This is a genomic window from Psychrobacter sp. CX90, from assembly GCF_057396305.2.
Window position 1 is genome coordinate 1599635 of sequence record NZ_CM182008.1, and the last position, 14088, is coordinate 1613722.

Below are 14088 nucleotides of genomic sequence, written 5' to 3' on the forward strand. Positions count from 1 at the left end.
AATTATTATCTAAATTTATTCACATTATTAATAAATGGCTTAAATAGGATCGTTATGGCTAAAACAATTCTTTCCTCTGATGAGATACATACGCTACATCACACGATTTATGAACCCAAAAATGATATAAAAGCATCATTATTGATCGTTCATGGCATGGCTGAACATAGTGGTCGCTATGATGAGTTTGCTACTTTTTTAGCGGAACATGGCGTTGCGGTATTAATTTATGATCAACTGGGTCATGGACGAACAATAAACCATGCAGACGAACTGGGTTATTTTGCAAAAAAACATGCCATGCAATTGTTATTAAGAGATGTGGTTCATATGAGCAATATCTTAAAGCAAAAATACCCTAACCTTCCGCAGTTTATCATGGGTCATTCTATGGGTTCATTTATTGTGCGCAATGTTTTACAGGTTCATTATAGTGAGTTTGCAGGTGCCATACTGATGGGTACTAGTGATACTGAGCCATTGATTAAACAGATGCTTCCCATTACCAAAGCTTTAAATAAAATCAAGCCAAAACAACGTAATAAGCTTTATGCCATTACGACGAATAAAATGATGAACCGCAAAGTCAAAGATAAGACATCATCGTCTAAATTTGCTTGGTTATGTCATAATATTGATAGCATAAAAGCCTATGAATCAGATGCTTTATGCGGATTTGACTTTACAAACAATGGTTATTGGGCATTATTTAATCTAATGAATATTGGCCTTGCAAAGGATTGGGCAGAGATGATTGAACCTGAATTTCCTATGCTCTTTATTAGTGGAGAAGACGATCCTTTAGGTAATATGGGTAAAGGTATTCGCAAGCTAACAAAACGTTTAAAAACAAAAGGATTTACCCACATTGACCAGCGTTTATATCCTGAGATGCGCCATGAGCCACTCCATGAAAAAAATAAACAATTGGTTTATGATGACCTGCTTAACTGGATAGAGCAAACCAGTCACTTATCGCTGTAGTACTATTTTATCTTAACTACTTTTATAGCCATTTTAAAAAAATTAATTAATAATTCAACCACATCTAAAAGTTAAATACCGTTAAATACCGATGTTTAAAGCATTAATAGGTTCAAATATTTGCTAAAGCCATTTAAATTAGAGACAATATAGCAGTAATAGGCAGACTTTCATCTACCATTACCAGTCAACCCATTTGATTAATTTGGAAACCAGTATGTCATTAGAAACAATTATTGAACAAGCTTTTGAAAAACGTGCTGAATATAGCCCAAGCACAATGCCCCAAGATGTTAAAGATGCAGTAAACAGCGTATTGGAACAACTTGATAATGGTAGCCTTCGTGTCGCAGAGAAAAAAGACGGTAAATGGATTGTTAATCAGTGGGCTAAAAAAGCAGTATTACTGTCATTCCGTTTAAATGATAATTACCCAATGCAAACTGGCGCACACCTACAGTTTTATGACAAAGTTCCTACTAAATTTGCAAACTGGACTGATACTCAATTTGCTAAAGCGGGCGTTCGAGTGGTACCCCCTGCGGTGGCACGTCGTGGCTCATTTATCGCTAAAGGTGTTGTATTAATGCCTAGCTACACCAATATTGGTGCCTATGTTGACGAAGGCACAATGGTTGATACTTGGGCAACGGTAGGATCATGTGCTCAAATAGGTAAAAACGTACACTTATCAGGTGGTGTCGGCATTGGCGGTGTCTTAGAGCCATTACAAGCCAACCCAACCATCATAGAAGACAATTGCTTCATCGGTGCACGCTCTGAAATTGTAGAAGGCGTGATTGTTGAAGAAGGTTCAGTCATTTCAATGGGGGTTTATATCGGTCAATCAACGAAAATTTTAGACCGTGAAACTGGCGAAATTACTTATGGTCGTATTCCAGCTGGGTCTGTTGTGGTATCAGGTAGCTTACCCTCTAAAGATGGCACGCACAGCTTATATTGTGCTGTTATCGTTAAAAAAGTAGATGCACAAACTCGTTCAAAAACCAGCATCAATGACTTGCTACGTTTGGCCTAATATCATTATTGAATTACTAAATGTGGCAACTAAAATGATAAAAAGGTGCTTAGATCATTCTAAGCACCTTTCTCTTTAGGCTTTAATCTTTAAGGTATGCTCTTTAGACTCTTATGATCAGAAAAAACCCCTCATTATCATTCAATAAGTATGAGCACCATGACTAATAACAGCCCGCTTCGTAGCCAGTATATTCCCGTAAACAATCCAGAATCTGGATTACGGATAACAGAGATATTTTACTCCCTGCAAGGAGAAGCGCTAACCTCTGGTTTACCGACCGTGTTTGTTAGATTAACAGGCTGTCCACTGAGATGTGTCTATTGTGATACCACCTACTCTTTTACTGGGGGCAATCGCATGTCATTGGATAATATCATGGCAGATATTTCGCAATATCCTTGTAAACGTGTTTGTGTAACAGGCGGTGAACCTTTGGCTCAGCCTAATTGTCATGCCCTTATTAACCGGCTATTAGACGAAGATTATGAAATATCACTAGAAACTGCAGGGGCTTTATCGGTGGAGAAAGTGCCAAATACAGTCAGCAAAGTCATGGATATCAAGACGCCGAGTAGCGGTGAACAGGGCAAAAACTTATGGTCAAATCTAGACTACTTAACTCAACATGATCAACTAAAATTTGTGATTATGAACCGTAGTGACTATAACTGGGCAAAGCGCAAACTAAATGAGTATGAACTGGATAAAAAAGTAGGTACAGTTTGGTTTTCACCCATGTTTAATGTTTATGACAATAGCACTGACAGTGTAGAGAATCTCAAGTCTAATATGGTAGTACCAAAGTTAGCGCGGGAATTGGCTGAATGGATTTTAGAAGATGCATTGCCTGTCAGATTACAACTACAGTTGCACAAAATTATTTGGGCAGATGCCAAAGGTAAATAAGACCTTAGCAAAAAATAAATTAGCAGCACGTTTTATTGGTGCTGATCTCAGACTATCTAGAATTTGTCATTGTAATGCTTATACTCGTTCTTTTGCTTGTTAGTGTTTTACCTGCTCGTTATTTCTTTATCATTATTACAACCATTCATTCATTATTACAACCATCAAAAACGCCGAAGCAATTACTTCGGCGTTTTTAATATCTCTTTTAGGACGGCACAGTTATAGTCAAAGAAGTCTAAAATGGTTACAAGGCAACCGAGTGCAAGTACTACTGGAGTAGGCTTAACGAGGTTAACGCCGTAACCGTTTAGTAGTTCGCTGACTATATTTTAAAACAAATAATGTAACGGTCACTATTGTTGGGTAATACCCTTTTTTATTTTAGTTATTTTAGCCTACTAATCCAATATTTAAGTGACTAATCAATAGTTGCCGATTACTGGTTAATTACGTCGACACCTGCTGGGGCTTTAAAGTTGAACTGACTGTTTGCAATTGAAGGATTCATCTTTACATTAGTAAATTTAATCGATGTGACTTGACCCAATGAGTCATTGAGTACCATCATGACAGGCTTACCTCCACTAAAACTAATCGCTAGGTTTTTAAAATTAGCATTACTAGACTTTGGATAAAGTACATAGTAGTTTTTATTACCATTTGGCTGGGTAACTTTAAAGTTTTTAGAGATTTTACTAGGATCGCCAGACAGCAATAAAGCTGGCGTATTGCCGACTTGATTGTCTGTGTTTTGACGCGTCACTTGCTCTAAATCTTTATCATATACCCATAGATGGCTACCATTGGTTACAATCAGCTGCTCTGAAGGTGAGGTAATATTCCAGCGGAAATTATTTGGACGCTTTAAACTCATCGTACCTGAAAACGTACCATTTTGGGCGCTTATCCCGCCCTTAGTACTACTCGCTCCCTTAGTCGTTTGTTTAAAATTGGCTGTCATACTTTTGGTATTTACCAGCAGTTGATTTAATCTTTTTGCGGCTGTTAAATTATCTGATGCCTCGGCTGCTTGAGCTGCTTGACTAACCGCTAATGTAGGAGCCCCAAGAAGAATAGCACCTGCTAGAGCGGAGCTCATCAACTTTTTAGTAAGGCTTGTTGATGCCTGTGTATTTATAAATTTAATGTTAGTATTCATTACACCATCCTTTAAAACTAAGATTATCAAATGAGATAAATATAAACTGATATCTATCTATAAACTAGAATCAATACTCTTAAACATTTATTAAATATAAGCTACATAAATTAAGCTATGCATCTCTGTGTTTAACTTGTAAGCATAGTGCCAGTTTTTTTATTACGTGACTAGATGATAAATGCAAATAAAACTTCTCGCTTGTTACTGTATCTTAATTCGGCATTTATTTATAGAAACTTTGTAACTTATGACTTGTCTATTTGCCCCTATAACCTTGAATATTGAGGTTATAACCTTTGACTTAGTGACCATCTTTTCTTTGAAACCTCTTATAGTAATTATGTGCTGGTAATTTTTGGTTAAAATAATGGCTTGTCATAATCATCATTCACTTATACAGGCATACAAAAAAGCCCTGCAACCTTTAAGGATACAGAGCTTTTATTAATCATAAACTGGAATTATCTACCAGCGTTATAAATAATTAGATTCGTAAATAACACCAACACTTTTATGCATTTTCAATCATAACATAACGACGATTAAATTTACCTTTAGTAGCAAACTTAACAACACCATCATTTAGAGCAAATAAAGTGTGGTCACGACCCATGCCAACACCTGCGCCAGCATGGAATTCAGTACCACGTTGACGTACAATGATGTTACCAGCAACAACTTCTTGACCACCAAATACTTTTACACCAAGCATTTTTGGGTTAGAGTCACGACCGTTACGAGTGGAACCAGCGGCTTTTTTATGTGCCATGAGAAATCTCCTTGTGAGACTAAATTATAAACTTTAAAACGATATTGATATTTTACTAACCGCTTAATTTGTAATGCTATAACGCTAAATAAAATATCGATCGATAACGATGAAAACTGATTATTAAGCGTTAATTGCTTTAATCTTAAGAAGCGTATACCACTGACGGTGACCTTGCTCTTTATGATAATGCTTACGACGTTTGTGCTTAACGATACGGATCTTTTTACCACGTCCGTGCTCTACTACTTCAGCTTCAACACTAGCGCCTTCAACAACTGGCTGACCAATTTTATAATCTTCGCCATCAACAACCATTAATACATCGTCAATTTTGATTGTTTCGCCTTTCTCAGCTTTAAGAAGCTCAACTTTCAGTAGCTCATCAACGCTTACACGATGTTGTTTACCACCACTTTTAATAACTGCGTACATCTTATGACTCCGTTTAACCCGTGTGCCGTGGCTATTAATACATTGATAAAAATGATTAATAACGCTTCAGCTTTTGCCTGACTTACGAACACGACAGGGAAAGTTACAGAAAAATAGCTCATATACTCAAAGGCTCGCTTTATGCTAAACCAAACAAGTTATATAAGCTTGAAATATGAAGACAGAATTCTACGCATTAATGATTTAAAATGCAAGTAATGATTGAAATTTAAGCCTATGCTATGATGCTTTTAAAATTATTTAAAACTTTAACTGGCAGTAGAGCATTCAAACGCTATAATCTTACCCAGTAACTCACATGATCAGAGTGTGAGTCGTGAAGATTTAAATTACAATAGTTTAGAGTTATTACATAAAATTTTGACATTTGCCAATATCTAGATGCAAAATGATGCAAAATTTTATTAGTCATGTTTTCCGATTGTCGGTAATGAGTTTATATAAATAATTTTTATAAATCAGTTGGCAGGCTATGTTTTGCTATTGAAACTCTTATATGTTTATAGCTTTAGTTTTTAATACATTTACTATTATTTTACTGTTTATTACTGTTTATTACTGTTTATTACTGTTTATTATATTATTTTTGCTGCAGTTGACTAACTATGACCCTTATAAAATCAAACCCCGTAACTGACACATCTCCATCCTTTCATTCATCACTCAGTTATAAAGACATTCAAAAAATTGTTGCCAATGACTTCGCCATTATGGATAAGCAAGTTTTTGGCAGTTTAAACTCGAAAGTGCAATTAGTAATGAGTGTGTCTCAACACGTTATCAATGCAGGCGGCAAACGCATGCGACCTTTGATAACACTTTTATGCTCTCGCCTATGCCATGATAGCCCATCGAATGAAGCTATGCACTTAGCGGCAATTACTGAGATGCTACATACAGCCACATTAGTGCATGATGATGTGATCGATGAATCAGGTCTACGCCGTGGTAAACCAACCGCGAATGCTGCGTGGGATAATCCTACCGCAGTATTAGTTGGAGACTATTTAATTGCACGTTCTTTCAATTTATTAGTCGATTTTCAGAGCCTTCCATTATTAAAGCTATTTTCTGACGGTACTTGTGATATTGCTGAAGGCGAAGTTTTACAGCTACAACATCAGCATAATCCTACTGCTACCGAACATGATTATATGCGTATTATAGATGGTAAAACATCACGGTTGTTTATGATGGCAACGTGTGGTGTGGCAATTTTGCAGAATAAACCGGAGTTTATGCAGCCCTTCAAGGATTTTGGACAACATTTTGGTAATGCGTTTCAAATTATTGACGATGTGCTTGATTATAGTGGAGACAGTGATGTCATGGGTAAAAACTTAGGAGATGATTTAGCAGAAGGTAAGCCAACATTACCAACTATAGTCGCTCTTAGAATTTTAAAAGAATCTGATAAAGAAAAATATAACACCCTTAGAATTGCGGTTCAAACAGGCAAAGCAGATAATGCTAAACAGCTTATCGATTTGGTAAAATCAACTGGGGCTTTGGACTATTGTAGAGATCGTGCAATAGAGGAAACCCGTCTAGCGCAACAAGCTTTAGCTCAATTACCTGAGAATAAATATCGTCATGGGTTATGGCAACTTACTGAGCTTGCCAGCTCTCGTCTTGTGTAAGTTATTGAGCATATTAAGATTTATAATGCCTCATTATATGATATTTACTAGATGACATAGCTATCATCGTGCTTTAAATGCGATGTGGATTTATGTAAAAGCTAAAAACAATTACTCTAACCTGACTTAGATCATGTATAAGTAATCCATTCTTTGTTTATCTTATTTATAAAGCCACTTATCTGTGGCTTTTCATTTAACCTATCCGTCTAATTTTAAAAGTTTTTATACAAATTTTGCAGCGTCTAAAATTTCTACCTTGCTAACACCTAACATTACAATTTTTAAATAATTCCTTAAAATTTTATAACCTTTCATTGCTACAATGTGTAGTGAATTATCAAAGGATAGAACTTATGTATCAAACTCGCCTATTCTTAGCTGCAAGTTTAGCAGTTTCTGGCTTATGTCTCGTTAGCTGTGATAATAGAAACAATGAATCTACCACTGCTCAGCAACAGATGCCAAAAGTAACGGTAAATGTAGTCCCTGTCCAGTTTGAAACTGTGCCATTAATACACGAATTTTCTGGTCGTACAGTGGTCTATGAGGAAGCCGAGGTACGCCCGCAGGTAACGGGGATAGTTGATGAAATTTTATACCGTGAAGGCAGTATGGTCAGCAAGGGGCAACCTTTATATAAATTAAGTGTTGAAAATTATCAGTCGGCTCAAGCCGCTAACACTGCTGCTGTGCAGCAAGCGAATGCAAACGTTAATACGGCTAAAGCGGCTTATAATAATGCGCTTGCCAATCAAGCTTCTCAACAAGCCCAACTCGAACAAGCACAAACTGATTTAAAACGACTTGAACCATTGGTTGATATAAAAGCTATCTCACAGCAACAATATGACCAAGCTTTAACTCATTATAAAACGGCCCAAGCCGCATATGCCAGCGCCCAAGCCGCTGTTGACCAAGCAAAAGCGAATATCGCCAGCTCAGAAGCGGCGGTTAATACGGCAAAAGCGCAACTGTCAGGAAGTGAGTTAAATCTAAACCGTACTATTATTCGCGCGCCTATTGCTGGAAAAACAGACCGCTCTGCCGTAACCGCAGGTGCTTTAGTCAATGCTAATCAAGCCAATCCTTTAGTCACCATTTCTAAACTAGATCCGATATATGTTGACATTAGTCAATCCTCATCAGATCTGCTTAAGCTTAAGAAACAGCAAGCCAGCGGTGCTTTAAAACCTGGAAGCAGCGCTGTTGAACTTGTTTTGGAAGATGGCTCAACCTATCCTATTCGTGGACAGTTATCATTAGCGGAAGCTAAGGTTGATAAAGATTCAGGCTCAGTTACTTTACGGGCAGTCTTTAAAAATGATAATTATATTTTAATCCCTGGTATGTTTGTTACAGCCCGTATGACACAAGGGCTAATAAATAATGCCGTTTTAATCCCTCAAAGTGCCCTAATTCGAACCCCGAAGGGCGATACACAAGTGTATATTGTTGATGCTAATAATAAGGCTCAAATCCGCCCAGTCTCTGTAAACGGTACCTATAAAGGGAAATGGATTGTGACTGAGGGTTTAAAAGCGGGTGAAAACTTGGTGGTTATTGGCGGGTCTAAAGTGAAGCCTAAACAAGAAGTGGTTACCAAACCCTTCAAATTATCCTCTACCGAAAATTCGGAAATATCTCAAGCCCCTAGACTAGGTCAGGGGCCGGTTGCGCCAAATTCTGGACAGGATCAAGGGCCAGTCAACCCCGGTTCAGATAAATCCGTAGGTCCTGTAGCGCCTAACGCTAAAACTGGTCAAAAGGGAAACGGACGCAACACAGAGTCTGAAAACTAATCCAAAAATAGGCAGACTAGGAAAAAATCATGTCACGATATTTTATTAACCGCCCTATTTTTGCATGGGTAATTGCCATTTTAATTATGTTGGTAGGTATCATATCTGTTATTAATCTACCAATTGAACAGTATCCCCGCATTGCACCGCCTACTATTAACGTCAGCGCCAACTATCCAGGCGCAAATGCACAAACGGTTGAGGACTCAGTTGTTCAGGTCATTGAGCAACGTATGAAAGGACTTGATGGCTTGATGTATATGTCATCGTCAAGTTCATCAAATGGAGGAGGCACAGTCACTCTCACATTTGAAAATGGCACAGACCCTGACACAGCACAAGTCCAAGTCCAAAATAAACTGCAAGCAGCAATGAGCTCTCTTCCTGAATCCGTTCAGCGTCAGGGGGTCAATGTAAACAAATCTTCTAGTAGCTTTTTGATGGTACAAGCCTTTGTGTCCGAAGACGGCAATATGGATCGCGCGGATATTGCTGACTATGTGGCGTCAAATGTAGTTGATCAAATCAGTCGCGTTGAAGGGGTTGGCGACGTTCGTCTTTTTGGCTCTTCATATGCCATGCGAGTTTGGTTAGACCCCACACGTCTACGTAGCTTTAACCTGATGCCTAGTGATGTGGTAAACGCCATTCGAGCACAAAATGCCCAAGTGTCTGCTGGTCAGCTAGGACAAGCGCCTGCTAATACTGAAAAACAAGTTATTAGCGCCACTGTCACTGTACAAAGCCTTTTACAAACACCAGAAGATTTTAGGAATATTTTATTAAAAACTGACAACACAGGTGCACAAGTTCACTTAGGGGATGTCGCTGAAGTTGAAATTGGCAGTGAGAACTATAGTGTCAATGCTCTATTTAACGGTAAAGAATCCGCCGGTATGGGTATCTCTTTAGCACCAGGTTCTAATGCTCTCGAAACGAGGGCATTAGTTGGCGAGCGCATGGCACAGTTAGAACAAAACTTTCCGCCTGGTCTTACCGCTGTGGTTCCATACGACACCACACCATTCGTTGTTCTGTCCATTGAACAGGTAGTTAAAACACTTATAGAAGCTATCGTACTTGTATTTATAGTCATGTTTCTATTTTTACAAAACTGGCGCGCCACTATTATTCCAACATTAGCAGTGCCAGTTGTTTTATTAGGTACTTTTGCCATCCTGTATATCGCAGGCTTTAGTATTAACGTACTGACCATGTTTGCTATGGTGTTGTCCATTGGTCTGCTGGTAGACGACGCCATTGTTGTTGTCGAAAATGTTGAACGTATTATGGAAGAAAATCCTGATATTTCGGTTAAAGAGGCAACCTTGCAATCTATGGGCGAGATTAGTAAAGTCGTGATTGGTATTGCCTTGATTCTTTCCGCTGTATTCGTCCCTATGGCATTCTTTGGTGGCTCAACGGGTGTTATCTACCGTCAGTTTTCAATTACCTTAATTACTAGCATGGTTCTATCAGCAGTAATAGCGCTTATTTTTACACCTGCTTTATGTGTCACTTTATTAAAAAGAGGTAAATCTCATGATAAAGATAAGGAGCAGAAAGGTTTCTTCGGCTGGTTTAACCGTAGCTTTGATAAGTTAAGTCGTTCTTATGAAGGTTTTATTGGCAGAAGTATTGACTTTAAATGGTTATACTTAGTGGGATATGCCGCCATTATAGGTATCATGGCTGCTATATTCTTGCGCATACCAAGCTCATTTTTGCCTGAAGAAGATCAGGGTATCATGATGGCTTTGGTCCAGCTACCGACAGGATCTACTTTAGACGAAACCCAAGATGTTCTTGATAAGGTTCGCGGTTATTACGAAACTGAAGAAGAAAATAATATTGCGGCTGTATTTACCATTGCCGGATTTAGCTTTGCCGGACAAGGACAAAATATGGGGTTAGCATTTATTCGTCTTTCAGACTGGGAAACCAGAACCGGTCTACAGAACACGGTTCAAGCGGTTCAAGAAAGGTCTAATAAATATTTTGCTGGTATTAATGAAGCTTCACTGGTAAGAGCTATTGTGCCGCCTGCCATTACAGAACTTGGCAACGCTAGTGGTTTTGACTTAATGTTGCAGGATGTCGGTAATATAGGCCACGAAGGATTTCTTGCTGCCCGTAATCAGCTACTTGGTATGGCTGCACAAAATGATCAGGTTGTAGGTGTACGCCCCAATGGTCAAGAAGATGCCCCTCAATTCAAAGTGGATATTGACCATGAACAAGCTGCCGCTTATGGCATAGCCATGACAGATATTAATAGCTTGTTGTCTACCGCCTGGGGCTCAGCCTATGTGAATGACTTTATTGATAGAGGGCGTATCAAACGGGTTTTCGTACAAGGCGAAGCAGATAGCCGAACCAACCCAGAAGACATAAATAAATGGTATGTACGTAACAACTCAGGTGATATGATTTCACTAGGAGGTATTTCAAGTAGCGAATGGCAGACAGGCTCGCCCAGTTTGAATCGTTATAACAGTTTTCCCACTATGAATATTCAGGGTAGTGCAGCGCCAGGTGTTAGTACTGGTGAGGCTATGGATGCTATGGAAAAAATGGTTGAACAGCTTCCTGAAGGTATTGGCTTTGAGTGGACAGGTTTGTCACTTGAAGAACAAAAATCTGGGGCACAAGCACCTATGCTTTATGCGCTCTCAATTTTGGTTGTCTTTTTATGTCTAGCAGCACTTTATGAAAGCTGGTCTATCCCCTTCTCTGTTATTTTAGTGGTACCATTAGGGGTATTAGGTGCTGTACTATTCACGTGGTTAAGAGATTTTGCCAACGATATATATTTACAGGTAGGTCTATTAACAGTGGTTGGATTGTCCGCTAAAAATGCTATCTTAATCATTGAGTTTGCCAAAGAGCACCAAGAAAAAGGTTATTCATTACGAGAGGCTGTAATGACAGCAGCTAGACAACGGTTGCGTCCTATTATTATGACATCGCTTGCCTTTGGTTTTGGCGTGGTGCCTTTATACCTAGCGAGTGGCCCTGGTGCGGGTAGTCAAAATGCCATTGGTACCAGTGTCGTAGGAGGCGTTGTTACCGCTACTTTGTTAGGAGTATTCTTTATTCCTATGTTTTACGTATGGGTGCGCTCTGTTTTTAAACATAAAAATAACAGTGACGATGGTAATTCCAATTCATCTTCAAATGACACCCATCCTAGTCAAAAACCTAACGTATATTCTCATAATGGTGTTGCAGATGGTACTGCCCCTGCCAATTTTGGAGACAACACATAATGATGGCATCTTCAAACTTATTTAATAAATCACAAGGTAAAGCCGTGGAAGATATGAATAGCATAGGATACAAGAGTAGATGGATGCGTGTGTGTGGGGTCTCTGCTTTCACATTGGCAATCACTGCTTGTCACACCATACCTTCTTTACAAACAGACCCTGTAGTAGCCCGACCCAATATCCCACTAAATGAAAACGGTGGCTATGAAGTATATGGCGATAATAAAGTACCTTCTAGTTTAGCAGCGGTTCGCTGGCAAAGCTTCTACACTGACCCTAAACTAAAGTCCTTAATCCAACTTGGTCTGGAAAACAACAAAGATGTGAGACAAGCTGTTTTGGCGATTCAAAAAGCCAAAGCCCAATATCGCATTACAGATAATAAAGATTTGCCTACATTAAGTGGTAGCGGCGAATACTCACGCAGCTCAAACTATAATCCTCAAGCAAATAAACGCATGACCAGTGATAATTACAGTGTTGGTCTGGGTATGGCAGGTTATGAGCTTGATTTTTGGGGTAAAATCTCTAGCTTAAAGGATCAAGCACTACAAAATTATCTGGCTACCGCCGCTGCACGGGACACCGCTCAAGTCAGTTTAATTGCTAATATCGCAAAAAGTTATGTCAATTTAAGCTATCAGTTGAAGCAACTTGAGCTGGCCAGTAAAACATTAGCCAGCCGTGAAGAATCACTACGTATTACAACAGCACGCTTAAATGCTGGTATTGATTCAAAAGCCCCTTCTCTACAAGCTGAGGCCTCTGTGGAAACTGCAAGAATAGCCGTATTAAATGCACAAAGTGGTGTCTTGAAAGCTAAAAACGCACTCAAGTACCTTGTCGGTGCACCTATAACAGACAATATGCTACCTGACCCAGCTGTCTCTTCGATTGCTACCACGCAAGTTCTAAGTGCTGGCTTACCTAGTGAATTACTATTGTATCGTCCAGATGTCCTCCAAGCTGAATATCAACTTAAAGCTGCTGGAGCAAATATTGATGTTGCTCGGGCTTCTTACTACCCTAGTATCAGTCTCACTGGGCGATTTGGGTATTCAAGCAGTGATTTGTCTGATTTATTTAAAAGCAGCGCTGCTGGCTGGTCATTTGGCCCCTCAGTTAGTGTACCGATTTTTGATGCAGGTCAATTAGATGCCAACTACGAGGTTGCAGAAATTGAACGAGAACAAGCCTTAGCCAATTATGAAAATGCAATCGAATCAGCATTTCGTGAGGTTAGCGATGTATTAGCGGAGCGGGCTACTTTGGATGCAAGGACTGAGTCACAATATCGCTTACAGAAAAGCTATGATGAGATATTTAATATTTCAGAAGCCCGCTATATTGCTCAAATTGATGACTATCTAAGTGTGCTTGACGCTCAGCGTTCATTATTCTCTACTCAGCAAACCATCTTAAACCTTGAACAAGAAAGGCTTAACAATCAAATTGACTTGTACCAAGCATTAGGTGGTGGTGCCAATTTGATTGATAATAACGCCATTCCAACGCCACGACATCGCAATCTGACTAATATTGCCAGTGTTAAAAGTAATGAGCAAAAAGCAGTAGAAGCTATTAAAGCTGCTAGTGCGCCTGTATTGGTATCTGAAGCGGAGGCAAACGCTCTGCAAAATGGTAGAACCAAAACAGTTATCAAGCGCAGAGTGGTCGATTCGGTTGATCTCGATAACGATAAAAAGCCTGATGCTCTTGTAACAGAAACTGAAACCACTACACAACAAGATGACTCATCACCAGCTTCCAGTAACACAGCTAACTCTATAGATGGCTCTACTAATGATAGTAGTACCCCGTCATTAACCCCTTAAAACCTGTGACTTAAAAAAAAGTGAAGCCATTTTACTGGCTTCACTTTTTTATATTTGATTTATGCAAGACTTGCTTAGCGACTAACAATTGGGTTAGACAGCATATGGCTTATCTGCTATGTGGCTATAACAAAAATAGCTAACGATATCATGATTGGCGTCACAAAATCTAAATGAACCACGAAAGAATAACTGCACCATTAACATTATTCATCTTTGG

The 14088-nt window shown here is 39.0% G+C and carries 10 protein-coding genes; 7 read left to right on the top strand and 3 right to left on the bottom strand.

Annotation, left to right across the window (positions count from 1 at the left end; all coding sequences use genetic code 11):
- Nucleotides 1–54 precede the first annotated feature (54 nt).
- The 3 genes from AC2SLN_RS06295 (at nucleotide 55) to queE (ending at nucleotide 2932) form a co-directional block, all read left to right on the top strand.
- Nucleotides 55–984 (top strand): alpha/beta fold hydrolase, encoded by a 930-nt coding sequence (locus tag AC2SLN_RS06295; protein WP_486549336.1) that lies wholly within the window; start codon nucleotides 55–57, stop codon nucleotides 982–984.
- Nucleotides 985–1201: 217 nt separating this feature from the next.
- Nucleotides 1202–2023, top strand: a complete 822-nt coding sequence (dapD, locus tag AC2SLN_RS06300) for a 2,3,4,5-tetrahydropyridine-2,6-dicarboxylate N-succinyltransferase (RefSeq protein ID WP_486549335.1) — start codon at nucleotides 1202–1204, stop codon at nucleotides 2021–2023.
- A gap of 159 nt (nucleotides 2024–2182) precedes the next feature.
- On the top strand, nucleotides 2183–2932 hold the full coding sequence (gene queE / locus AC2SLN_RS06305) for a 7-carboxy-7-deazaguanine synthase QueE (protein WP_486549334.1): 750 nt from the start codon (nucleotides 2183–2185) through the stop codon (nucleotides 2930–2932).
- Between the two features lie 439 nt (nucleotides 2933–3371).
- Here queE and lolA read toward each other — a convergent pair whose 3' ends face one another.
- The 3 genes from lolA to rplU all read right to left on the bottom strand — a co-directional run bounded on the left by lolA (nucleotide 3372) and on the right by rplU (nucleotide 5301).
- On the bottom strand, nucleotides 3372–4094 hold the full coding sequence (gene lolA, locus AC2SLN_RS06310) for an outer membrane lipoprotein periplasmic chaperone LolA (protein WP_486549333.1): 723 nt from the start codon (nucleotides 4092–4094) through the stop codon (nucleotides 3372–3374).
- 514 nt (nucleotides 4095–4608) lie between these two features.
- The gene (gene rpmA / locus AC2SLN_RS06315; protein WP_486529867.1) at nucleotides 4609–4866 is read right to left on the bottom strand and encodes a 50S ribosomal protein L27; all 258 of its coding nucleotides are present in this window, start codon (nucleotides 4864–4866) and stop codon (nucleotides 4609–4611) included.
- A gap of 123 nt (nucleotides 4867–4989) precedes the next feature.
- Entirely contained in the window at nucleotides 4990–5301 is a 312-nt protein-coding gene (gene rplU / locus AC2SLN_RS06320) for a 50S ribosomal protein L21 (protein WP_486529866.1), read from the bottom strand.
- Between the two features lie 626 nt (nucleotides 5302–5927).
- Between rplU and AC2SLN_RS06325 the strand changes: the two genes are divergently transcribed.
- The 4 genes from AC2SLN_RS06325 to AC2SLN_RS06340 all read left to right on the top strand — a co-directional run bounded on the left by AC2SLN_RS06325 (nucleotide 5928) and on the right by AC2SLN_RS06340 (nucleotide 13868).
- Complete coding sequence (locus AC2SLN_RS06325; RefSeq protein WP_486549332.1) at nucleotides 5928–6962, top strand: polyprenyl synthetase family protein; 1035 nt, start codon at nucleotides 5928–5930, stop codon at nucleotides 6960–6962.
- Nucleotides 6963–7318: 356 nt separating this feature from the next.
- The gene (locus AC2SLN_RS06330) at nucleotides 7319–8764 is read left to right on the top strand and encodes an efflux RND transporter periplasmic adaptor subunit (protein WP_486549331.1); all 1446 of its coding nucleotides are present in this window, start codon (nucleotides 7319–7321) and stop codon (nucleotides 8762–8764) included.
- Nucleotides 8765–8793: 29 nt separating this feature from the next.
- Nucleotides 8794–12033, top strand: coding sequence for an efflux RND transporter permease subunit (locus tag AC2SLN_RS06335; RefSeq protein ID WP_486549330.1), 3240 nt, complete (start codon nucleotides 8794–8796; stop codon nucleotides 12031–12033).
- Nucleotides 12033–13868 carry an efflux transporter outer membrane subunit gene (locus tag AC2SLN_RS06340; RefSeq protein ID WP_486549329.1) on the top strand — a complete coding sequence of 612 codons (1836 nt, stop codon included), beginning with the start codon at nucleotides 12033–12035 and terminating at the stop codon, nucleotides 13866–13868. Before AC2SLN_RS06335 ends, AC2SLN_RS06340 begins: the two co-directional genes overlap by 1 nt.
- Nucleotides 13869–14088: the final 220 nt, after the last annotated feature.

Excerpts from the sequence above, each read along its gene's own strand:
- AC2SLN_RS06295 (WP_486549336.1), top strand. The coding sequence starts at position 55 with ATGGCTAAAACAATTCTTTCCTCTGATGAGATACATACGCTACATCAC.
- AC2SLN_RS06330 (WP_486549331.1), top strand. The coding sequence starts at position 7,319 with ATGTATCAAACTCGCCTATTCTTAGCTGCAAGTTTAGCAGTTTCTGGC.
- AC2SLN_RS06325 (WP_486549332.1), top strand. The coding sequence starts at position 5,928 with ATGACCCTTATAAAATCAAACCCCGTAACTGACACATCTCCATCCTTT.
- dapD (WP_486549335.1), top strand. The coding sequence starts at position 1,202 with ATGTCATTAGAAACAATTATTGAACAAGCTTTTGAAAAACGTGCTGAA.
- lolA (WP_486549333.1), bottom strand. The coding sequence starts at position 4,094 with ATGAATACTAACATTAAATTTATAAATACACAGGCATCAACAAGCCTT.
- rpmA (WP_486529867.1), bottom strand. The coding sequence starts at position 4,866 with ATGGCACATAAAAAAGCCGCTGGTTCCACTCGTAACGGTCGTGACTCT.
- AC2SLN_RS06340 (WP_486549329.1), top strand. The coding sequence starts at position 12,033 with ATGATGGCATCTTCAAACTTATTTAATAAATCACAAGGTAAAGCCGTG.
- rplU (WP_486529866.1), bottom strand. The coding sequence starts at position 5,301 with ATGTACGCAGTTATTAAAAGTGGTGGTAAACAACATCGTGTAAGCGTT.
- AC2SLN_RS06335 (WP_486549330.1), top strand. The coding sequence starts at position 8,794 with ATGTCACGATATTTTATTAACCGCCCTATTTTTGCATGGGTAATTGCC.
- queE (WP_486549334.1), top strand. The coding sequence starts at position 2,183 with ATGACTAATAACAGCCCGCTTCGTAGCCAGTATATTCCCGTAAACAAT.